Annotated in this window: 22 protein-coding genes; 7 read left to right on the top strand and 15 right to left on the bottom strand. The window is 69.2% G+C overall.

All coding sequences use genetic code 11. The annotated features are described in order from the left end of the window. Positions 1-32 precede the first annotated feature (32 nt). Positions 33-383 (top strand): DUF899 family protein, encoded by a 351-nt coding sequence (locus ABT313_RS04535; protein ID WP_350848609.1) that lies wholly within the window; start codon positions 33-35, stop codon positions 381-383. Here the strand turns inward: ABT313_RS04535 and ABT313_RS04540 are convergent. Next, on the bottom strand, positions 363-1,112 hold the full coding sequence (locus ABT313_RS04540) for a DUF1206 domain-containing protein (protein ID WP_350848611.1): 750 nt from the start codon (positions 1,110-1,112) through the stop codon (positions 363-365). The genes ABT313_RS04535 and ABT313_RS04540 overlap by 21 nt on opposite strands. 47 nt (positions 1,113-1,159) lie before the next feature. Continuing rightward, a complete protein-coding gene (locus ABT313_RS04545; RefSeq protein ID WP_350848613.1) occupies positions 1,160-2,155 on the bottom strand; it encodes a stage II sporulation protein M in 996 nt (331 codons plus the stop codon). Between the two features lie 45 nt (positions 2,156-2,200). On the opposite strand from ABT313_RS04545, the gene ABT313_RS04550 reads away from it, so the two are divergent. Next, complete coding sequence (locus tag ABT313_RS04550) at positions 2,201-3,187, top strand: RDD family protein (protein ID WP_350848615.1); 987 nt, start codon at positions 2,201-2,203, stop codon at positions 3,185-3,187. A 54-nt stretch (positions 3,188-3,241) separates the two neighbouring features. On the opposite strand, the gene ahcY is transcribed toward ABT313_RS04550, so the two are convergent. Continuing rightward, positions 3,242-4,678 (bottom strand): adenosylhomocysteinase, encoded by a 1,437-nt coding sequence (gene ahcY, locus ABT313_RS04555; RefSeq protein ID WP_350848617.1) that lies wholly within the window; start codon positions 4,676-4,678, stop codon positions 3,242-3,244. Positions 4,679-4,787: 109 nt separating this feature from the next. Between ahcY and ABT313_RS04560 the strand changes: the two genes are divergently transcribed. Then, the gene (locus ABT313_RS04560; protein WP_350848619.1) at positions 4,788-5,147 is read left to right on the top strand and encodes a MerR family transcriptional regulator; all 360 of its coding nucleotides are present in this window, start codon (positions 4,788-4,790) and stop codon (positions 5,145-5,147) included. 19 nt (positions 5,148-5,166) lie between these two features. On the opposite strand, the gene ABT313_RS04565 is transcribed toward ABT313_RS04560, so the two are convergent. From ABT313_RS04565 to ABT313_RS04600, 8 genes are all read right to left on the bottom strand, one after another. Next, positions 5,167-6,126, bottom strand: a complete 960-nt coding sequence (locus ABT313_RS04565) for a cation diffusion facilitator family transporter (protein WP_350848620.1) — start codon at positions 6,124-6,126, stop codon at positions 5,167-5,169. A gap of 22 nt (positions 6,127-6,148) precedes the next feature. Further along, positions 6,149-7,303, bottom strand: coding sequence for a mannose-6-phosphate isomerase, class I (manA, locus tag ABT313_RS04570; protein WP_350848622.1), 1,155 nt, complete (start codon positions 7,301-7,303; stop codon positions 6,149-6,151). Next, positions 7,297-8,373 carry an SIS domain-containing protein gene (locus ABT313_RS04575; protein WP_350848624.1) on the bottom strand — a complete coding sequence of 359 codons (1,077 nt, stop codon included), beginning with the start codon at positions 8,371-8,373 and terminating at the stop codon, positions 7,297-7,299. The genes manA and ABT313_RS04575 overlap by 7 nt, the downstream gene beginning before the upstream one ends. Before the next feature lie 10 nt (positions 8,374-8,383). Continuing rightward, positions 8,384-8,587 (bottom strand): Trm112 family protein, encoded by a 204-nt coding sequence (locus ABT313_RS04580; protein ID WP_130444460.1) that lies wholly within the window; start codon positions 8,585-8,587, stop codon positions 8,384-8,386. Then, positions 8,588-9,982 (bottom strand): phosphomannomutase/phosphoglucomutase, encoded by a 1,395-nt coding sequence (locus ABT313_RS04585; protein ID WP_350848627.1) that lies wholly within the window; start codon positions 9,980-9,982, stop codon positions 8,588-8,590. A gap of 37 nt (positions 9,983-10,019) precedes the next feature. Then, positions 10,020-10,763 (bottom strand): ThuA domain-containing protein, encoded by a 744-nt coding sequence (locus tag ABT313_RS04590; RefSeq protein ID WP_350848629.1) that lies wholly within the window; start codon positions 10,761-10,763, stop codon positions 10,020-10,022. Next, the gene (locus tag ABT313_RS04595) at positions 10,756-11,844 is read right to left on the bottom strand and encodes a Gfo/Idh/MocA family protein (RefSeq protein WP_350848631.1); all 1,089 of its coding nucleotides are present in this window, start codon (positions 11,842-11,844) and stop codon (positions 10,756-10,758) included. Before ABT313_RS04595 ends, ABT313_RS04590 begins: the two co-directional genes overlap by 8 nt. Positions 11,845-11,934: 90 nt before the next feature. Then, positions 11,935-12,381: a metallopeptidase family protein gene (locus tag ABT313_RS04600; RefSeq protein WP_350848633.1), complete on the bottom strand. Its 447-nt coding sequence runs from the start codon at positions 12,379-12,381 to the stop codon at positions 11,935-11,937. A 31-nt stretch (positions 12,382-12,412) separates the two neighbouring features. On the opposite strand from ABT313_RS04600, the gene ABT313_RS04605 reads away from it, so the two are divergent. Next, complete coding sequence (locus ABT313_RS04605) at positions 12,413-12,796, top strand: DUF3499 domain-containing protein (protein WP_350848635.1); 384 nt, start codon at positions 12,413-12,415, stop codon at positions 12,794-12,796. A gap of 1 nt (position 12,797) precedes the next feature. Here the strand turns inward: ABT313_RS04605 and ABT313_RS04610 are convergent, their stop codons facing one another. The 4 genes from ABT313_RS04610 to ABT313_RS04625 form a co-directional block, all read right to left on the bottom strand. Then, entirely contained in the window at positions 12,798-14,282 is a 1,485-nt protein-coding gene (locus ABT313_RS04610; protein ID WP_350848637.1) for a DUF5719 family protein, read from the bottom strand. Next, on the bottom strand, positions 14,279-17,194 hold the full coding sequence (locus ABT313_RS04615; RefSeq protein WP_350848639.1) for a glycosyltransferase: 2,916 nt from the start codon (positions 17,192-17,194) through the stop codon (positions 14,279-14,281). Before ABT313_RS04615 ends, ABT313_RS04610 begins: the two co-directional genes overlap by 4 nt. A gap of 169 nt (positions 17,195-17,363) precedes the next feature. Further along, a complete protein-coding gene (locus tag ABT313_RS04620) occupies positions 17,364-17,615 on the bottom strand; it encodes a WhiB family transcriptional regulator (RefSeq protein WP_012919241.1) in 252 nt (83 codons plus the stop codon). A 329-nt stretch (positions 17,616-17,944) separates the two neighbouring features. Then, positions 17,945-19,180 (bottom strand): hypothetical protein, encoded by a 1,236-nt coding sequence (locus tag ABT313_RS04625; protein WP_350848641.1) that lies wholly within the window; start codon positions 19,178-19,180, stop codon positions 17,945-17,947. Positions 19,181-19,295: 115 nt separating this feature from the next. Between ABT313_RS04625 and cofD the strand changes: the two genes are divergently transcribed. The 3 genes from cofD to ABT313_RS04640 are packed head-to-tail and all read left to right on the top strand — an operon-like array spanning position 19,296 to position 22,047. Beyond that, complete coding sequence (gene cofD / locus ABT313_RS04630; RefSeq protein WP_350848643.1) at positions 19,296-20,273, top strand: 2-phospho-L-lactate transferase; 978 nt, start codon at positions 19,296-19,298, stop codon at positions 20,271-20,273. After that, positions 20,270-21,244 carry a coenzyme F420-0:L-glutamate ligase gene (locus ABT313_RS04635; RefSeq protein WP_350848645.1) on the top strand — a complete coding sequence of 325 codons (975 nt, stop codon included), beginning with the start codon at positions 20,270-20,272 and terminating at the stop codon, positions 21,242-21,244. The genes cofD and ABT313_RS04635 overlap by 4 nt, the downstream gene beginning before the upstream one ends. A gap of 44 nt (positions 21,245-21,288) precedes the next feature. After that, on the top strand, positions 21,289-22,047 hold the full coding sequence (locus ABT313_RS04640) for a thioredoxin-like domain-containing protein (protein ID WP_350848647.1): 759 nt from the start codon (positions 21,289-21,291) through the stop codon (positions 22,045-22,047). Positions 22,048-22,059: the final 12 nt, after the last annotated feature.

Consider the following 22,059-nt stretch of genomic DNA (forward strand, 5'->3'; position numbering starts at 1 on the left):
GAGAACGGGGTACCGGCTCCGACGTGGCTGGTATGAGAGAACACGAACGAGCAGTTCACGACAGCGCGGCACTCCCGCCGGTAGTGGATCGGGCAACGTTCGACGCGGACCTTGATCGACTGCGCGCCAGGGAGAAGGCGCACACGCGCGAAGCAGATGCGATCGCGGCCCAGCGGCGCAGGATGCCGATGGTCGAGGTCGATGCGAGCATCACGGTGACCGGGCCGGACGGTCCGGTCACCCTGCTCGAGACATTCGAAGGCCGCAAGCAACTCGCGCGACATCACCTTCGCCGTCTTCGCCCAAGGCCCGCACGCCGAGAGCCGTGCCTACCGCGATCGAGGCCGGCCGGTCCGGCCGGCTCACTTCTTGGCGTTGCGTGACCAACTGAAGCAGTACAGGCCGAACGCGGCGACGCCGAGCGCCAGTACGGTCAGCAGGACGGAACCGAACGGCTGGTCCTTGATCGTGCGCAACGCGGTGTCGAGACCGCCGGCCTTCTTCGGGTCGTAGCTGATCGCGGCCCAGGCGAACAGTACGCCGACCACCGCGAACGCGACGCCCTTCGCGATGTACCCGATCCGGCCCAGCAGGATCGTGACCTCGGAGACACCGCCGACCAGGTCCTCGGTGAACTTCTTCGTGATCCCCTTGTGGATCTGACGCGCGCCGATGGCGATGATCGCGATGCCGACCACCACGATCAGCACCCGGCCCGGTCCGTGCTGCATGATGCGGGCGGAGAGCGACTGCTGCTGGCCCGTGCTGGAGCTGCCGGAACCGATGGCGACCTTGACCGCGCTGATGCCGAGCACGAGGTAGACGGCCGCGCGGCCGATCGAGGACACCGTGTGTTCGAGATCCAGGTGACCGTACACCAACTCCAGCACGCGCCAGAGCACCAGCACGAACAGTCCGATCGCGACGACCCACAGCAAGACCCCGCCGAGCGGCTTGCCGGCCAGCTCCTGGAGCGCGCCCTGCTGCGACGCCTCCTGGGACGACTTGCCCCACGCGAGCTGCAGTGCGATCCACGCGATCAGCAGATACACGACCCCGTAGGCCATCAGGCCGACGGTGATCGCCACGCCGTACGCACGGCTGTGCCTCACTTCCTGGTCCATCCTCACGCTCAACCGGTGCCCACACCGGAAACCGGTCAGGCGGAGACAGGTGCGCTGGCTTCCCGGTCCGCTTCGTCGATGTCGCCGTACTCACCGTGACGATATGCACGGCGACCGAGCGTCCAGACGTAGGTGAAGAAGGCCAGCTCGACCAGGATGCCGATCGTCACACGGACCGGTGCCGGCAGGAACGGTGTCACGAAGCCCTCGATCAGACCGGTCACAAGGAGTACTGCGGCCAGGCCGATCGCCATCCCCACCGTCGCGCGTCCAGTCTGCGCGACAGCCTGCATTCGAGTGCGGGGACCAGGAGCGACCCAGGACCAGCCAAGACGCAGCCCGGCCGCCGTCGCGACGAACACCGCGGTCAGTTCCAGCAGCCCGTGCGGTGCGATCAGGCTGAAGAACAGTCCGCCCTTGTCGTGGCCGATCATCAGGCCGGCGCTCGCACCGAGGTTGATCGCGTTGTCCCACAGGATGAAGACGGACGGGACCAGAAGAATGCCAAGAGCGAGTACGGCGGCGCTGATCGTCGCGTTGTTGATCCACACACGCAGCGCGAAGTCCTGCGCCGGGTTGTCCGAGTAGTACGACTCGAAATCGTGCTCCACGAGCTGCTTGATCTGGTCCGGCGTACCGATGGAGTCGATCACCTCCGGATGGGCCAGCACCCGCCACGCGGTCCACGCGGCGACCAAGTAGAAGAGCAGACCGATGGTGAGCCACCAGCGTCTGGAGGCATAGAGCGCAGCCGGGAAACTCACCAAGAAGTACTTCGAGATGTCGCGCCAGACAGGAGCCTGCGCACCGGTCACCGCACCGCGGGCGTCGGCGATCAGACCGGACAGCCGACCGATCGACACCGGATCAGCGCCCGCAGCCCGGAGCGCGGCCAGGTGCGTACCGACGCGCTGGTAGAGGACGACGAGCTCTTCGGCCTCCGCACCGGACAGGCGACGCTGGCGACGGGTCAAGTAGGCCAGGCGGTCCCACTGCGGCTGGTGCACCGATACGAACGCTTCGACGTCCAAAGCCGCACCTCCTCCACCCGTGTGCTGGCAGACTAGCCGGACCAAGTGTCTGTGCAGGAGGGGGGCGACGACGTGTCTCAGTTGGTCACCGGTGAAGCGGTCGTCCTCCAGGTGCGGATCGCGCGGATGCCGACGCGGGCGCTGGCGTGCGCGATCGACGTGGTGCTGCAGGGCGTCGTACTGGTCGTGCTGGTCTCGTTGCTGGCGGGGTTCCTGCTCGGGGGCGAGTCCAGCGAGGCGCTGGCGGTCGCCCTGATCTTCATCGTCGTGCTGCTTGTCGCGGTCGGCTACCGGGTCGTGATGGAGACGCTGACCCGTGGGCGGACCATCGGCAAGATGGTGCTCGGGCTGAAGGTGGTCCGCGACGACGGCAGCTCGATCCGGTTCCGGCACGCGCTGGTCCGGACGCTGATGTGGTTCTTCGTCGACTTCGCCCCGTGGTTCGCGGCCTGCCCGGGGATCGTGTCGAGCCTGATGAACAAGCAGGGCAAGCGGATCGGGGACATGGTTGCCGGTACGGTCGTCATCCGCGAACGCCACCAGCCGATGGCGTCACCGCCGCTGTTCGTCCCCGGCCACCTGGTCCAGTGGGCGCAGTCGCTCGAGCTCTCCCGCCTGTCCGACGACCTGGCCAACTCCGCCCGCGACTACCTGGCCCGCTACACCGAGCTCCTGCCCGGCACCCAGATCGCCCTCGGCGAGGCGCTGGCCGCCCGCATGGCTGCCGTCACGGCCCCGGCCCCGCCGGCTCCGATCATCGCTCCGGCCTACCTCTCCGCGATCCTCGCCGAACGCCGTCGCCGCGAACTCATCCGCCTGTCCACCCACCGCCCCACCCAGACCGGCCCGTTCGCCAACCCGTCGTACGCCATCCCCGCCGGCCCGTTCACCCCGCCCAGCCCGTACGGCGCACAGGCGCCCATGCCCGCGCCGAGTCCCTTCATCCCACCCCCGCCACCGCCGGGCCCCCGCCCAGCCACCGTCAACTCCCAAGGCTGGGCCGCCCCGGGCAGCAACGAAGCCGGGTGGTGACGGCAAAGCAAAGCGCCCCACAGGAAACCTGCGGGGCGCTTGCTGTGGGGGGAATCAGTAGCGGTAGGCCTCCGCCTTGTACGGACCTTCGACCGGTACGCCAAGGTACGCCGCCTGCTCCTTGGTGAGCTCGGTGAGCTTGACGCCGAGTGCGTCGAGGTGGAGGCGGGCGACCATCTCGTCCAGGTGCTTCGGGAGCACGTAGACGTCGGTCGGGTACTCCGCGGTCTTCACGAACAGCTCGATCTGGGCCAGCACCTGGTTGGTGAACGAGTTCGACATCACGAACGACGGGTGGCCGGTCGCGTTGCCGAGGTTCAGCAGGCGACCCTCGGACAGGATGATGATCGTATGGCCGTCCGGGAACCGGAACTCGTCGACCTGCGGCTTGATGTTGACCCGCTCGACGCCCTCGGTCTTGTACAGACCGGCCATGTCGATCTCGTTGTCGAAGTGGCCGATGTTGCCGACGATCGCCTGGTGCTTCATCGCCGCCATGTGGTCCGCGGTGATGACGTCCTTGTTGCCGGTGGTGGTGACGAAGATGTCACCGATCCCGACCACGTCGTCCATCGTGCTGACCTGGTAGCCGTCCATCGCGGCCTGCAGCGCGCAGATCGGGTCGATCTCGGTCACGATCACCCGGGCGCCCTGGCCGCGCAGCGACTCCGAGCAGCCCTTGCCGACATCGCCGTACCCGCAGACGACCGCGACCTTGCCGCCGATCAGGACGTCGGTGGCGCGGTTGATGCCGTCGATCAGCGAGTGCCGGCAGCCGTACTTGTTGTCGAACTTCGACTTGGTGACCGAGTCGTTGACGTTGATCGCCGGGAACAGCAGCGCGCCGGCCTTGTGCATCTCGTACAGCCGGTGCACGCCGGTGGTGGTCTCCTCGGTGACACCCTTGATGCCCTGACCGATCGTGGTCCACTTCGACGGCGACTCGCCGAGCGTGCGGGTCAGCAGCTTCAGGACGACGCCGTACTCCTCGGAGTCCGCGGTCGACGGGTCCGGTACGGCGCCCGCCTTCTCGAACTCGGTGCCCTTGTGGACGAGCATCGTGGCGTCGCCGCCGTCGTCGAGGATCATGTTGGGACCCTCGGTACCCGGCCAGGTGAGCGCCTGCTCGGTGCACCACCAGTACTCCTCCAGCGTCTCGCCCTTCCAGGCGAACACCGGGACGCCGGCGGGGCCGTCGGCCGAGCCGTTCGGGCCGACGACGACCGCGGCCGCGGCGTGGTCCTGGGTGGAGAAGATGTTGCAGGAGACCCAGCGCACCTCGGCGCCGAGCGCCACCAGCGTCTCGATCAGCACCGCGGTCTGGATCGTCATGTGCAACGAGCCCATGATCCGGGCCCCGGACAGCGGCTTGCTGTCGCCGTACTGCTTACGCATCGCCATCAAGCCGGGCATCTCGTGCTCGGCCAGCCGGATCTCCTTGCGCCCGAACTCGGCCAGGCCGAGATCCGCCACCTTGTAGTCGAAGGTCATGCCGCTCCCCTGAAGCTGTGGTTTATTACCCGACCGAGCCTAGAGGGCCGAGCGACGCGGTTTGATCGCTCGGAGCGCGATTTTGACACCGAAATGTCAAGATTGTTGTATGCGCATCACCGAGGCCGCTCGCCAGCTGGGTACCACTCCACGCATGCTGCGCTACCGGGAGGCGCTCGGGTTGCTCCCGCGGTCCCGGTCCGAGCACACGGCCCAGCGCCAGTACGACGACCGCGACCTGGCCGCCGTACAGCTCGCGCTCGACCTCGAACGCCGGTACGACGTGACCCCGGCCGCGCTGGCGTTCGCGCTACGGGCCCTCGCCGAGCCGTCCGTGGCCGCCGACATCCGCAACCTCGGCTACCGCACCGGCCGCCTCACCGCACCCCCGACCCAGGCCCAGATCGACCGCGACCGAGCCCTCCGCTGGCTCGGCCGCTCCGGCGTCCTGCCACCGAAACCGCGCTAACAGGACGGAACGAACCGAGTCAGTGCGAGGGGGCCTCGGGGACGGCGGGGCGTTCGTCGGGGACGTAGTTCTCGTGGTAGACGTCCGGCTCGAGGTAGATGTGCTGGCTCATCGGCTCGGCGGCCCGGATCGCGCGCTCCGCCGCGTCGATGGTCTCGGCCACGACCGCAGCGTCGGTGGTCGCCTCGACCCCGAGCTTGGCGGCGACCAGGACCTCTTCAGGACCGAGGTGCAGGGTCTTGATGTGGATCAGCCGCTGCACGCCCGGGGTGTTCTCGATCGCCGCGACGATCCTGTCCTGGGACTCGCGGGTCGCGGACTCGCCGAGCAGCAGCGACTTCATCTCGATCGCGAGGAAGACCGCGACGCAGACCAGCAGCGCGCCGATCGCCATCGAGCCCAGACCGTCGAACACACCGTTGCCGGTGACAAGGGTCAGGACGACGCCGATCAGCGCCAGCACCAGACCGGTCAGCGCGGCGAAGTCCTCCAGCAGGATGACCGGCAGCTCCGGGGCCCGCGCGTTCCGCACGAAGCGCACCCAGGTGACCTTCCCGCGCAGCTTGTTCGCCTCGACGATCGCGGTCCGGAAGGAGAAGCCCTCCATCGCGATCGCCAGCAACAGCACCGCGACCGGAACCCACTTCCAGCTGTCGATCCCGTGCGGGTCGTGCACCTTGTGGTAGCCCTCGTACAGCGCGAACAGACCGCCGACGCTGAACAGCACGATCGACACGATGAACGAGTAGACGTACCGCTCCCGGCCGAACCCGAACTGGTGCAGCTCGTCCGCTTCCCGCTTCGCCCGCTGACTGCCGACCAGCAACAGCACCTGGTTGCCCGCGTCGGCGAGCGAGTGGATCGCCTCGGCCAGCATCGACGCCGACTGGGTCAGCGCCCAGGCGGCGAACTTGGTGACCGCGATCCCGGTGTTCGCCAGCAAAGCCGCGACAACGGCCTTGTTTCCGCCACCAGCCATGGTTGTTCAGATCCTCCGGTACTCAGCGTGCGGACACGACGAACGCCGTGCCGGAACCACGCAAGATACAGGGTCCTTCGGGTCCCGCGGCGAACGCGGACTGACCCGCGGACAACGTCACAACGGAATCTTTGCCCGCAGCATCGATCGAGCCCGCGACACAGCAGATGATCCGCGGCCCGACACCCTCGACGGTCCGCTCGTCACCGTTCAGATCGAGCCGGTGGATCGCGAAATACTCGCAGCCGGTCTCGTACCCACCGGCTGCGTCAGCAGTCAGCACCGGGTCGGCCAGCGGCTCGAAATCCACCACCGAAACCAGCTCCGGTACGTCGATGTGCTTGCGCGTCAGCCCACCCCGCAGCACGTTGTCGGAGTTCGCCATCACCTCGAACCCGAGGCCGTGCAGGTACGCGTGCACGTTCCCCGCCGGCAGGTACACCGCGTCGAACCGCTCCAGCCGGACCCGGTTCAGCAGCAGGGCCGCGAGGACGCCGGGATCGTCCGGGAAGTCCGCGCACAACTTCGAGAGCGTCTCCCGCTCCAGCTCGAACGCGTCGCCGACGTACTGCGCGACCGCCTCGCCGAGCGCACCGACCAGTGGACGGATCGTGTCCCGGTCGGCACTCATGAACTCGGTGAACGCCTCCCGCAGCTTCCCGTCCCGCAACCGGTCCGTGAGCTCGCCGAAGCCGGCCGGCGCCAGCGCCTCGAGCAGCGCGACCGTCCGGTCGAGCGGACGGAAGCCCACCAGCGCGTCGAACGGTCCGAGCGCGATCAGGATCTCCGGCTTCGGCCAGGCGTCCTTGTAGTTCCGGTCAGCGGCATCGCGGGGAATCCCGGCCGCCTCGTCCCGCTCGTACCCGTCGATCGCCTGCTCCCGGGAGGGATGCGCCTGGATCGACAACGGCTGACCCGCCGCCAGCAACTTGGCCAGGAACGGGAACCGGCCCTCGAACCGCTCGGCCGTCTCCTCGCCCAGCACCGCCGCCGGGTCGTCGGACACGACGTCGTACAGCGTGTCGCCGTTCGGTAGGACCGACGGCGCAGACTCGTGTGCGCCCATCCACATCTCGGCCTGGGGCTTGCCGTCCGGCGCGACCCCGAGCAGCTCGGGGAGCGCGGTCTCGGAGCCCCACGCGTAGTCGCGGATCGTGTTCCGCAGCGGGACTACCACGCTGGGTCCTCCGAGGGGATCCCTGGCTCGACCGGGTCGGAGTCGGTCGCCCTGCCGTAGCGGCCGAGTCCGATCCCGAGGTACGCCGCGGCGTAGCGACCGTGCTGCGTCAGAGCGGCGTACCGCGCGATGTCCGTGCCGCTGGCCTGCCGGACCGTGAACACGCGGACGTCGTGGGCTTCGGCCTTGCGCTCGAGCTTGCGGTGGTGCTCGGCGACGCCCTCGTCCTCCACGCCGTCGTCCAGGATGACCAGCGCGGGCCGCAGCTCGGCAGGCTTGTCGAACGGGTCGGCGAACAGGTCCCGCGGCGGCTGGTTGAGCACCGGCAGCAGGTGGCCGGTGTCGGCAGCCAGAGCGGGCCGGCCGCTCGCCAGCCGGAGCGCCTCGACCACGCGGCGAGCCGCGCGGGCCGCGAGGACAGAGCCGCCCCACACCAGGGGCAGCGCGTCCGCGAGGATCAGCGCGAGATCCTTGGCCGGGTTGGAGGCCACGTCGTTGTTCGGCGAGCACTCGATCGCGACGTCGTCCAGCATCGACGCAACGGACTTGTGGTCCACCTCCGGACCGAGGTCCAGCTGGTGCAACGCCTGCAGTACTGCGACCGCGGACGCGAGCTGGTCGTCGGACTGCGACGGCAGCCGGATCGCATGCCGCAGTCCGGCCGAGGCGATCGCCACCGGCGAGTCCTCCGGCGCAGCCACGAGCAGCCCGCAACCACGGCGTACCGCTTCGGCCGCCGCCGAGACCGCATCGGCGTCCTCACTGGCTCCACCGAGCACGACCACCATGTCCAGCGGACCGGCCCACCCGGGCAGCCCCGGACCGGGCCAGGCGAGGAACGGAACCGGGCAGACCGGCTCCAGTACAGCGCGGACCAGGCGGGCGTCGCGGCCGGCGGCCACCACTGCGCGCGGACGGAAGCCGTCCGACGTCAGCCTGGACAGCACGTCGGAGGACGCCTCCAGCTCGGCCCGGATCCGGGCCCCGGCCATGGCCAGCCGGCGGAGCAGGTGGTCTGCCGCCTCCAGGGCGGCCGGGTCGTCAAGTCGGGTGTCGTCGAAGACGCTCATCAGCTCTCCGTCAGCTCTCGGTCGCGGCCGTTTCCCTGGTGTCCCGGGCTTCGTCGATCAGCAGCACCGGGATGTCGTCACGCACCGGGTACGCCAGCGCGCACGACGCGTTGGTGCAGACGAGCTCGTTCGCCTCGTCGTCCACGCGGAACTCCGACCGGCACTTCGGGCAGACCAGGATGCTCAGCAGGTCCGGGTCCAGATTGACTGCCATTCAGTTCTCCTCCACCGATGCGCCGGTGATCAGGGCCAGTACTTCGTCACGGACACGTTCCATCTCGGACCGGTCCGAGGCCTCGACGTTCAGCCGCAGCAACGGTTCCGTGTTCGACGCACGGACGTTGAACCACCACTGTCCCGCCGACACGGTCAACCCGTCCAGATGGTCGAAGGTCACGCCGTCCATGTTGCTGCCGCCAGAATACGTATCTTCGATCGCCGCGACCGTCGCCGCCTGGTCGTCGACGGTGTTGTTGATCTCGCCGGACGCGACGTACCGCTCGTACTCCGCGAACAGCTCGCTGGCCGGCTTGTCCTGCTCGCCCAGCGCGGCCAGCACGTGCAGCGCGGCCAGCATGCCGGTGTCGGCCCGCCAGAAGTCGCGGAAGTAGTAGTGCGCCGAGTGCTCGCCGCCGAACACCGCGTCGGTCTCGGCCATCTTCTGCTTGATGTTCGAGTGCCCGACCCGGGTCCGGACCGCGACGCCGCCGTGCTCGGCGACCAGCTCCGGGACGGCCTTGGAGGTGATCAGGTTGTGCAGGATCGTCGAGCCCGGGTGCTTGGCCAGCTCCCGGACCGCGACCGCGCCGGTGATCGCGCTCGGCGAGATCGGGTCGCCCTTCTCGTCGACCACGAAGCACCGGTCGGCGTCGCCGTCGAACGCGAGCCCGAGGTCGGCGCCGGTCTCGCGGACCTTGGCCTGCAGGTCGACCAGGTTCTTCGGGTCGAGCGGGTTCGCCTCGTGGTTCGGGAAGTTACCGTCGAGCTCGAAGTACATCGGGACGATCGTCACCGGGCCCTTGGCGAAGACCGCTGGGACGGTGTGGCCGCCCATGCCGTTGCCGGCGTCGACGACCACGGTGAGCGGGCGGATGCCGCTCAGGTCGACCAGGTCGTGCAGGTGATCGGCGTACGCCGTCAGCAGGTCCTTGTGGGTGACATGTCCCGAGGCCGGGGTGGTCGCCGAACCGTCGGCCAGGGCCTTCGCGACCAGGTCCGCGATGTCGCGCAGCCCCGAGTCGGCGCCGACCGGAGCGGCGCCCGCGCGGCACATCTTGATGCCGTTGTACTTCGCCGGGTTGTGGCTCGCGGTGAACATCGCACCGGGCAGGTCGAGCCGGCCGGACGCGAAGTACAGCTGGTCGGTGGAGGCCAGGCCGATGTCGATCACGTCCGCGCCGGTGCTGGTCACCCCCTCGGCAAAAGCAGCTGCCAGGGCCGGGCTGGACGGTCGCATGTCGTACCCGATCACGACCGCCCCCGGACCGGCGAGGACGTCCAGGACCTCGACGAACGCGGCGCCGGTCGCCCGGGCCACGGATTCGTCCAACTGGTCCGGGACGACCCCACGCACGTCGTACGCCTTGAAGATCGCCGCAACGTCAACCATGCGTGGACCCTATCCGGCCCACGCACGAACCTGTATTTCAGGCCTTCTCGAACCAGCCGATGTCCTTGCGGTGGTGCACCGTCGGCAGCTGGCGCGGGACGACCGGTGCCGCCCACCGGGCGGCGTTGGCGAGGATCTGCTGGACCTCGTCCTGGTGGTACGTCGGGTACTCCTGGTCACCGGGCCGGAAGTAGAAGACCCGGCCCTGGCCGCGGCGGTAGCAGCAGCCGGAGCGGAACACCTCGCCGCCGGTGAACGAGCTGACGAAGACCAGCTCGTCCGGCTGCGGGATGTCGAACAGCTCGCCGTACATCTCCTCGCGCTCGATCACCAGCGGGTGCGGGATGCCCTGCGCGATCGGGTGACCGGCCGCGACCGTCCAGATCAGCTCGCGGTCGTTCTCGGCGCGCCAGTCCAGCGAGCAGGTCGTCCCCATCAGCTTGATGAAGATCTTGCTGAAGTGCGCCGAGTGCAGCGCGATCAGGCCCATCCCGGACAGCACGTGCTGCTGGACCCGCTCGACGATCGCGTCGTCGACGTCGCCGTGCGCGGCGTGCCCCCACCAGGTGAGTACGTCGGTGTCCGCGAGCACCTCCTCGGTCAGACCGTGCTCCGGGTCCTGCAGGGTGGCGGTGCGGACGACGACGTCCGCGCCCAGCTTGGCGCGCAGCGCGGCCGCGATCGTGCCGTGCATCGTGTCCGGGTAGACCTTGCGGACGGACTCGTCCCGACCCTCGTGGACGTTCTCGCCCCAGACGGTGACGCGAATCGGATCAGTCATGCAGCACAACCTCTCGTCCCGCCTTCGCCGAGGCGTAGCAGGCGTCGATGACCTCGGTCCGCAGCAGCGCCTCGGACCCGTTCTGCCCTTCCCACTCGCCGGACTTCACGATCCGGACGAACTCCCGCACCACGCCGCGGTGGCCGAGCCCCGCGCCGGTCGCGGGCTTCACCTCGGCGGCGACACCGGCGACATCGGTGAAGATCCGCAGCGTGTCCTCGGTGGTGTAGTTCTGCACCTCGATCTTGGCGCCGCCCTCGGTGCCGAACAGCTCGATACCGAAGTTGTCGCCCGGCGCCCGGTACGTCGCCCAGCTGGTCTCGAGCTGCAGCGCGCCGCCGCCCTGCAGCCGCAGGTACGCCGTGGCCAGGTCCTCGACCTCGAACTTCGAGCCGAGCGTGTCCACGGTCGGGCGGTCCGGCGTACTCGAGCTGCCGCGGCCGCGCGGCCCGAGCTCCGCGAACGTGTTCGCCGACACCGTCGTCACCTGCGGCTCGCCCAGCAGGTGCAGCGCCATGTCGAGGATGTGGACGCCGAGGTCGATCAGCGGACCGCCGCCGGACAGCTCCCGGTTGGTGAACCAGCCGCCCATCCCGGGGATGCCGTTGCGGCGCATCCAGTGCGCCTTCGCGTAGTAGATCCGGCCGAGCTGGCCCTCGTCGATCTGGTGCTTGAGCGCGATCACGTCACCGCGCTCGCGGTGGTTGAACACCACCTTGAGCACCCGGCCGGCCGCCTTGGACGCCTCGACCATCGCCGTACCTTCCGCGACGGTCCGCGCCAGCGGCTTCTCGGACAGCACGTGCAGGCCCTTCTCGAGCGCCTTCAGCGCGATCGGGGCGTGCAGCTGCGTCGGCGTACCGATGCTGACCGCCTCCAGACCGGGCGTCTCGAGCAGGTCCTCCCAGCGCTCGTAGAGGTGCGGCACGCCGTGCTTCTCACCCAGGGTGGTGAGCGTGTCCTTCTCGAGGCCCGCCAGCGCGACCACCTCGACGTCCGGCAGCTCGGAGAACGCCTCCAGCGCGGTACGCCCCGCGAAGCCCAGACCGACGACACCGACCCGCAGTTTTTGATCGTTCACAGTTCACGATCCTCTCCCGCTGACAACGTTGGACACAATCAGCTTTCCACACTACGGAACAGAATCGAACGCGGGTGGGTGCGTCGTGCCTCAGTCGTCGTCGGTGTCGAAGTCCGGGTCGATCTGTTCCGGGGAGAGGGCCAGCACGTCGGCCAGTTCGAGGACGAGGGCGCTGCGGACCAGCCAGGACAGGCCGGAGCCGGAGCGTTCGGCGCGGAGCTCGATCGGGCGGCGGAAGACGACGATCCGGTACGGCTCGTGGGAGGTGCCGCCGGTAGCGTGGGTGAGCGGGATCTCGGTGGCGTCCAGGTCGAGGTTCGGCACGTCCTCGATCGCGAACTCGACCCGCGCGACCACCTGCGGCAGCCGCTTCTCGAGCCGGGTCACCTCGATCGCGACCACCTCGTCGAACTGGGCCGCGGCGGACCGCTGCAACGGCAGACCGCGCGGCGCGAACTTGCTCGGCCGGCTGATCGGGCCGAGCATGCCGCGGCCGTGGCGGTCGATGTGCCTGCGATGACGGCGAGCCTCGGTCACGCGCTCAGCCTAGTGGGGGTAACGTCTGTCCGTGAGCATCGCCAGGATCTGTTCGCGCGCCGGATGTCAGAAGCCTGCCGTATCGACGCTCACCTACGTCTACGCCGACTCGACCTGTGTCCTCGGTCCGCTGGCGACGTACGCCGAGCCGCACTGCTACGACCTGTGCGCCGACCACGCCGATCGACTGACCGCTCCGAACGGCTGGGAAGTTATCCGGCTCGCTCCGGACCCGGCCGCCGCCGGTCCGTCCTCGGACGACCTCGAAGCCCTCGCGAACGCAGTCCGCGAAGCAGCGCGCCCGTTGCCACGTCGTGAGCCGGGCGCGGGGACGCCGGGAGCACCTGTCGAGGTAGCCCGCCGCGGCCACCTGCGGATGCTGCAGGACCCGGGCGCCAACACTTCTGAGGGCTGACCTACCGCAGCGCGGCGCTCACATCCGGCTGGGCTCCAAGCTGCGCCCGGAACACCAGCGACGTCGTCAACGGCCACGCAGCCACCTGTGCCACGTCGTCCTTGGCCGGCTTCGCCGGGGGCATCAGCGTGACGCCGGCGACCACGGTCCCGCGCGTCTGCTGCACCATCAAGTACGTCGGTCGCGGCTGCGCCGGGAACGAGACCTGCGACGTCGCACCGCCGAGCACGTCGAGCGCGCGCGTGGTCACGGCCCGCCCCGCCGCGTCACGCAGCTCGAACTTCACGCTCCCGGTCTTCCCGGGCGCGGTCACCTGCAGCACGACCGGCTGCTTGTGCGCCGGCAGCACCAGGTACGCCGGACCGGTCAGCGCATCTGCCGACCCGATCGACGCGAACTCGGTCTGCGCCGCGTCCGTCATCCGCATCGACGCGGTGACGGGCTGATCCGACGTCAGAGTGATCGCACTGGGATCACCGTGCAGCACCGGGTCGAGCATGATCGTCTTCACCGAGCCGGCGGCGATCTGCACGGTCTCGTAACCAGCCGGCTTGAACGACCCGTTCGGCCCGTTGATGGTGACGCTCACGGTCGCCTGCAGGTCCGACGGGTTGGCGATCGACAGGATCCGCAGTCCACCACCCGGCGCAGCCGCGGGGACGAAGACCTTGGTCGCAGGCGCCGACGAGGTGTTCAGCCAGTCCACTCCGGCCGGCACGCTGTTCCCGGTGGACGCGTTGGAACGTACGGCGGCCGCCACGCGACCACCGGTCGACTCCACGTGCAGGGCGATGTCCCGCAGCTTCGGAGCGACCTGCCGGAGGTACAGATAGGCCGTGCCTCGGGCAGGTACGACGATGCCGCGTGCGGCGGGCAGGTCCTGCTGACCGGTCCGCGCGTACACGCTGACGTTGACCTCGGCGTTGATGCTGTCCAGGTTCGTCAGCACCAGCACGTCGCGCCGGTCACTCGCACCGGATGCGCCGACGAACCAGAAGTCCGATCCGGGCTGCTGGCACGGCACGCTGGCCATACCGGAGTTCACGCCGTCTTCAGCCGTTGTCGTGCTGGTGCCGACCGCACCGGCAGCCAGTGGTCCCGCGCCCTGGATGGACAGCGGCTCCGGCTTGACGGTCACAGCGCTCGAACCGATGAAGCCGCGCCTCAGGATCGAGCCGACCGGGTCGGACGTGGCCGGCAGCGGTGCGATCGTCAGCGGCTCGGCACTGCCCGTTGCGGTCGGCGTACCTTCCGGCAGGGTCGGCGACACGCCGTTCACCACGCTGGCCATCTTGCCGCCGGCGGCGAGCACCGGGCACGACAGCGCCGCGCGGTTGACCACGGTGCGAGCCGGTTCGGTGGCAGCGGCCGCCGGGCTCGTGTCGGGCTTCTTGGGATGCGTCACGACGCCGATCCCGGCCAGCACGGCCATGGCAGCGATGACCGCACCGAGCCGCAGACGCGGGTCGGACAGCAACCGGCTCACCGCGGGTCCCTCCTAGCGTGGGTGCCATGCGGTACGGCGACCGTCCGGCGCACTGTCGGCAGGCAGAACACCAGCGCGATGATCCAGCCGATCAGGCCGAGGATGCGCCATACCGTGTGAGTCTGGTCGTTCAACGGCGTCTTGCCCTCGATCTTCGAGCGGTCCACCAGCCACGCGGCATCGCCGTCGTTCGCACTCGCCCTGGTCAGGCCGGGCAACGAGTCGAGCGTGGCGGCGAGCGTCGGGTCCACCGGGCCGGGCAGGTACACGTAGTCGATCGCGAGACCTGCCAACTGCCGGCCTTCCTCACCGCTACCGCCGCCGCCCAGGGTCGCAAGCACATCGGTGATCGGCTTGGTCTGCGCCGGGGTCGGCGCCGCCTCCAGCGCACCCATCCGCGGTCCGCCGTCCTTGACCAGCGAGAACCGCATCTGACCCGCCGGCGCCTTCCGCACCACCAGGATCGACTGGTTCTCCGGCGGATCCTGCGATGACACGAGGTACGCCGGGAGGTCCTGAGCAGGCCCACTCCACAACGGACCGTCGGTCCCGCGAACCAGCCAGAAGCCTGCCGTTACAACGGTTGTCAGCAACACGATGCCGAGCACGCCCTGCACGATGATCTCGGTGGACTTGCCGACCGAGTCCCACGCCACGGTGACGGCGATGATCCACCCGGCAGTCATCAGGAACATCAACGGCCCACTGCCACCGCCGAGCCGGCTGGCAACCAGCGTCCCCGCCAGGCCGGCCAGTGCGGCGAACCAGCCGAGCAGTTCGTACCGCTGACGCGACTCACGCAGCAGACTGACCAGCGCGACCAGGATCAGCGGTACGGCGAACCACCACGGCGCCGGCGCACCAATCGGCGTACCGGTCAGCAGATGCTGCAGGCTGTTGCCCGGACCGACCGCAGCGGTCGGCGGACCGCCTGCCTCCTGGCCCAGCTTGGACGGGTGCTGCACCAGGTCGATCGTCCACGGCAGCACGAGCAGCAGACCCAGAACGACGGAGAACACCAGCTGCCGGCCCTGCCGACGCCAGCCGAGCCCGAACACCGCACCCAGCACGAGGATGACCGCGATCAACAGCCCAAGAGCCGGAGTGAACGCGAACAGCACGGCCAGACAGATACCGGCGAACCACGCGGCCCGCCAACTGCCCTGAACGTACACGCGCCGCCGTCGGGCAACAGTGTGTACGGCGGCACCGAGCAGCGGCAGCACGATCGCTGCCACACACGTCCCGAGCCGCCCCTGCGAAATAGCGCCGTTGGTGAACACAGCCAGCCCGTACGCCGAAGCGCCCCACGCTCGCGCGACACGGTCGACGACGAACGAGCGCAGCATCACCCACGCAGCCAGACCCGCCAGCGGAACCGCGCCGAGCAGCAGGATGTTCGTCGCACCGTCCGGACCGAACATCACCGTCGAGAACGCCCAGAGCTGTGCCAGCCAAGCAGGCGGAGTCACGCCGGGCGGCGCGGAAGCCGCCGCGTGCCACAGAGCCGCGATGTTCTCGTGGGCCGGGAGCAACAGGTTGGACCTGAGGAACCCGCCACCGATCAGATCACGCGCAGCGATCAGCGCACCGATCGTCAGCACCACCCACGCGCCGAGGAACGGACGGCGGATCAGCTGACGGCGCCACCGCGGCTGGTCGACCGCAACGCGGGCGGTGGACTTGGCCCGGCGTGCAGTGGTGACGACCTGCTCTTCCGGCTCGTCCGCCCAGGCCTCGCGGATCCGCTCGGAGATCGTGCCGGTCGTCTCCTCCAGGTTGTGCCGCAGTGCGTGCACGGACCGGGAGAACAAGCCCTTGATGTGGTCGTACGGGACCTGGTCGAGATTTCGTCTGTTCTTGCGGGCCTGCGTCCAGCCACCGGCCAGCAGCGTGCCCAGCAACGCCGTCCACTCGTCGACAGCACCTGATGGCGTCTTGCCGATCAGGAACCAGATCGAGCGAAGCACTGTGCCGAACAGGAACCGCAGGATCAGCAGCGGCAGCAGCTTGCCCGGCGCATTCGCGAGAACCGTGTAGTAGGCGTGTGCGCGGTCCAGCTGGTACGCGTGCCGCCTGGTGCCGGCCAGCGCACGCTCGCCGGTCGCGGCAGCCTGTGCGTGGTAGATGACCGCGTCGGGAGCGACGCCGACCTGGTACCCGGCGCGGCTGGCGCGCCAGCCGAAGTCGATGTCGTCGCGGAACATCGGCAGCCGCGGGTCGAAACCGTGCAGCGCCTCCCAGACGTCGCGACGGACGAGCATGCCGGCCGAGCTGACCGCGAGCACGCTCCGCGGCTGGTCGTGCTGGCCCTGGTCGAGCTCGCCGTTCTCGATGCCGGTGTCGCGACGGCCGCCGAGCGACGTGGTGACGCCGACCTCGAGCAGCTCGCGGTCGCGCGGCCAGAGCCGCAGCTTCGGGCCCCAGACGCCGGTGGCCGGCGATATTGTGGCCTGAAGCAACAATTTCTCCAGGGCCTTCGGCGCCGGTGCGCAGTCGTCGTGAAGCAGCCACAGCCACTCGACCACGGGCATGTGCCCGTCGTCGCCGTACGGACCGACGGCGCTCGGGATCGGCGCGAAGCCGTGCGCCTCGAGGCCGCGGGAGACCGCCGTACCGAAACCGGTGCGGGCCGAGACGCTGACCACGGGCTCGACGCCGGGCATCGCGGCGAGCAGCTCAGCGGTCTCGTCGGTGGATCCGGTGTCGACCGCGATCAGCCGGTCCGGTCGCGGGTTCAGCGCCCACAGTGCCTCGGACAGTCGCGGCAGCCAGGCCGCGCCCTCATGCCCGACCACCACCGCGGTGACGACGTGGCGGACCCTCGGGCGAGCCATGTGGTCGCCGGTGTGATCGGTCGGGAAATCGACGGAGTCGAAGAATTCCCAGCCGGCCGGAGCTTCTTGTTCCATGCGGAGCTGTGACACCTCGATGCTTGCGGACGGTCACCGCGACCGCAGGTCCCGGCGAGGACTCACCATACAGCCGCGCATGGAGCGTCAGGAAAGCCGCGGGCCCCGGGCGACGTTCGCCCGGGGCCTCGCGGAAGTCCTGATGTTGTGGTGCTCTGGTTACCTACGGTCAGACGGCCCTCTTCTTCAGCTTGCGGCGCTCCCGCTCCGACAGGCCGCCCCAGATCCCGAAGCGCTCGTCGTTCTGCAGCGCGTACTCGAGGCACTCGCCCCGGACGTCGCAGCCGAGGCACACCTTCTTGGCCTCGCGGGTGGAACCGCCCTTCTCCGGGAAGAAAGCCTCTGGATCGGTCTGGGCGCACAGCGCCCTTTCCTGCCAGTTCGGCTCCTCCTCGATCGCCTCACCGTCGACAATCGCCATCAGCTCTGTCACGGTACGACCTCCTCGACCCTGTTCGTTCCCCTGTACATGTGGGTTTGCGGTCCACATGCCTGACCTCGTCCGTCCTGCGCTCTGCAACGGTCCCCGATACCGAGTGTCCAACGAACGACACGGTTGAAATTACATTCCTGCAATCCACGAAAGTCAAGCCGTGCTCTGCTATTGGGACCATCCGCAACATGGCCGCAAAAGAACGAGAGGCCTGCAGATACAGGCCTCTCGCTCTGTGTGCCCGGGTTCAAACCTCGTCCTGCCGGGATTTTTCCTACTAGCTCGGCAAGGGCTTGCCGGTCAATATCCCTTCCTGGTCAGGAAGGTTGGGACCACCAGCCCTGCTGTCCCTGCCCCTGCTGGTTCGGGTCGTTCTTGTCCGCCTCGACGCGCGGGTCGACCCGGGTCTCGTCGGCGGACTCGGTCTGCGCCGGCTCCGAGGCACTCGGCTGCTGCTCGGCGGCCGGGGTCTCGTCGGCCTGCCAGGCCTGCTCCTGCTGCCATCCCTGCGGCTGGGCGTCGGACTGCTCGTGCGAGCCCTCCTCCGTCACCGGGTGCTCCTGCTGGCCCCACTCCTGCTGACCAGACTGAGCCGGCTGAGCCTGGCCGTACTCCTGACCGCCCCACTGCTGCTGGCCGGCCTCTGCGCCGCCCCACTGCTGCTCCTGCGGCCACTGCTGGCCCTGCTGCGCGGCGTCCTGTCCCCACTGCTGCTGACCTTCGGCGCTCCACGGCTGCGTCGGCTCCGCGCCGCCCTGGCCCTCGGCGGACCAGGCCTGCTCGCCCTGCTGACCGGCAGTGTGCTGGCCGGACTGCTGCGCCTCGGCCTCACCGGCCGACCAGGCCTGCTGCTCGCCCTGGCCCCAGCTCTGCTCCTGCGGCCACTGCTGCTGCTCGCCCTGGCCCGCGGGGTACCCGCTGGCAGCACCGGCCGCCGCGTATCCGCCGTACTGGCCCTGGCCCTGGTCGTACTGGCCGCCGTACTGCTGGCCCTGCTGCGGGTAGCCCTGCTGGCCCTGCTGGACATAGCCCTGCTGACCCTGCTGGCCGTACGGAGCGGTCTGTCCGTACTGCTGGCCCTGCTGCTGGAACTGACCCGGCTTCGGCGCACGCACCGGCGCGGGCAGCGACTGGAAGGTCCTCAGGATGTAGAGACCCGCGGCGCCGTACAGCGCGAGGCCGCCGAGCGCGTAGATGAAGCCGACGATCTTCATGCCGGCCGTGCTGGTCTCGTTGAAACCGGCGAACGCGGTGATCAGGCCGATCAGCGCGGTGACGCCGATGATGACGAGGGCCGCCAGAGCGACGGTGCGCGCGTTCGGGGTCCGCTCATCTTCGTTGACCAGCCAGACGGCACCGACCAGGACGAGGAGAATCACCAGCCCGGAGATCGAGGGTGGGGTGACTACGCCTTGCACTGTGCCTGCGGCGGCCGTGAAGCCGGCTCCGCCGACGAACAGCCGGATCAGCGAGGCCAGCGCGAGCAGGCCGGCGAATGCGAGCAGGATGTACGCGACCGGCTCTCTGAGCTTCTTGGTTGCGTCGGTGACCACGAGGGCTCCTCGGATGTTGGGGGGCCGTACAACTGAGCTGTGCGGATGGTTCGGACCCACCGCAGCATAGTCCCGCGGTGGTTCGACGCATTGACGACTCGTGCAGACTCTTCCCATGCGATTGACAGTGCTGGCCGGTGGCATCGGCGGTTCCAGCTTCCTCCGCGGGCTGCTCAAGGCCCGGCCGGATGCCGAGATCACCGTCGTGGGGAACACCGCCGACGACATCACCCTGTTCGGGCTGCGCGTCTGCCCCGACCTCGACACCGTGATGTACACCCTCGGCGGCGGCATCTCGGAGGAACGCAAGTGGGGCCGCGAGGACGAGACCTGGGTGATCAAGGAGGAGCTCGCGGCGTACGGCGTGGAGCCCACCTGGTTCGGCCTCGGCGACCGGGACGTCGCGACGCACCTGGTGCGCACGCAGATGCTCGACGCCGGCTACACCCTGAGCGCGGTGACCGAGGCGCTGTGCACGCGCTGGAAGCTGCCGGTGCGGCTGCTGCCGATGAGTGACGACCGGATCGAGACGCACGTCGTCGTGGAGGACCCGGACCAGCCGGGCCGGCGCAAGGCCATCCACTTCCAGGAGTACTGGGTCCGCTGGCACGCCGAGATCACCGCGCACCAGATCGTCGCGGTCGGCGCGGACAAGGCCAAGCCGGCGCCCGGCGTACTCGAAGCGATCGCGGACTGCGACGTGCTGATCATCCCGCCGTCCAACCCGGTGGTGTCGGTCGGCACGATCCTCGGCGTACCCGGGGTCCGCGACGCGGTCCGGGAGACGAAGGCACCGGTGATCGGGTTGTCGCCGATCATCGGCAGCAGTCCGGTCCGCGGAATGGCCGACAAGGTGCTCGCCACGGTCGGTGTAGCGTCCACAGCGTCGGCAGTCGCGCGGTACTACGGTTCGCGTGCGACCGGCGGCGTACTCGACGGATGGCTGATCGACACGTCGGACGCGATGCAGGCGGACTCGATCGCCGGCGCCGGAATTCACGTCCAGGCCGTCCCGTTGTGGATGACGGACGAGACCACAACCGCCGCGATGGCTGACGCGGCACTGAACCTCGCGGAGGCCGTGCGGCAATGAGGAAGCACCTGGAGATCTTCCCGGTGACCGGACTGCCCGAAGTGGCGGCCGGGGCGGACCTGTCCGCCCTGATCGCGGACGGGACCGACCTGCGCGACGGCGACGTCGTCGCGGTCACGTCGAAGATCGTCAGCAAGGCGGAGGGCCGGCTCACGTACGGCACCCGCCAGGAGGCTGTCGACGCCGAGCTGGTGCGGGTCGTCGCGCAGCGCGGCGAGACCCGGATCGTGCAGACGCGGCACGGCCTGGTGATGGCTGCTGCCGGCACCGACACGTCCAACACGGCCCCTGGCACGGTCCTGCTGCTCCCGGTCGACCCGGACGAGTCGGCGCGGCTGCTGCGGACCGCCCTGAAGGAGCGGTACGACGTCAACGTCGGCATCGTGGTGACCGACACACTGGGTCGCCCCTGGCGCAACGGCCAGATGGATCTGGCCATCGGTGCCGCCGGTGTGCGGGTCATCGAGGACCTGCGCGGGACGACGGACAGCCACGGCAACGTCCTTGCCGTGACGGAGCCGGCGCTGGCGGACGAGATCGCCAGCGCGGGTGAGCTGGTCAAGGGCAAGGCGGACGGCGTGCCCGTCGCAGTACTGCGTGGGCTGCAGGACGCCGTACTGCCGGTCGGCGAGCACGGGCCGGGCGCGCGGGCGCTGGTGCGGGACGCCGAGTTCGACATGTTCAGCCTGGGTACGCGGGAGGCGGCGCGAGCAGCGGTGTTGTCGCGGCGGGAGCCGTCCGGTCCGCGCGAGGTGGACCCGGCGGTCTGGGCCGGGTTGCTGCGCGACGTGGACGGCGTACGGCTCGAGTTGGGTGACAACGCTGTCACCGTGTTCGGCGCGGAGCCGGTGACCGTCGGCGTGATCGCCGAGAAGCTCGCGGTGCTGCTGCACGCGGAGGGGTACGGCGTAACGGTGCGACCGGGACCGGGCGCCGAGGCGACGGTCACGTTCGGCTCACGGTCGCGATAGTTTTCTAGGCAACTTCTTAGGGTCGCCTCGTACACTGCCTTCGCATGGCGGCGCGGTGGCCGCCCTTAGCCGGGAAGACCAACACTGTGGGTAAAGCGTCGTCGCAGAAGCAGTCGCGCCGCGAGATGATCGAGAAGATGCAGCGCGAGCAGTCCCGGTCGGACCGCCGCCGCACGATCATCATCGTGGTGTGCGCCATCGTGGCCGGCCTGGCGATCATCGCCTACCCGGCGATCAAGCTGGTCCAGGACTCGAAGACCAAGAACCAGGCGCTCACCGACTTCGGCGTCGCCGCGTCGGCGGCCTCCTGCGACGCGATCACCAACGACGAGGCGGGCGGGACCCAGGACCACCGCCCCGACGGCGAGAAGATCCTGTACTCCGTCTCGCCGCCGTCGTCCGGCCCGCACTACGCGGTCTGGGCGCCGTTCGGCAAGAAGTTCTACACGACGAGCGACCGGCCGCCGGTGGAGAACCTGGTCCACAACCTCGAGCACGGCTACACGATCCTTTGGTACCGCGACACGCTGCCGAAGGACCAGATCGACGAGATCGAGAAGATCTCCAAGTCGAAGCTCCCGGACAGTTCGGTCGGCAAGTTCATCGCCGCGCCGTTCAAGGAGTCCGAAGGCAAGCCCTGGCCCGACGGCAAGAACCTCGCCTTCGCCCACTGGAGCAGCCCCGGCGCCGACCAGAAGTCCTTCGGCCACCGTCAGTTCTGCGGCTCGGTCAGCGGCGACGCCCTGAAGCAGTTCATGGAGAAGTACCCGGCCGCCGACGCCCAGGAGCCCAACGCCGGCTGAGATCTGCAGCAA

The sequence above is a fragment of the Kribbella sp. NPDC000426 genome (assembly GCF_040300265.1).
In the GTDB taxonomy this organism is placed as follows: Bacteria; Actinomycetota; Actinomycetes; order Propionibacteriales; family Kribbellaceae; genus Kribbella.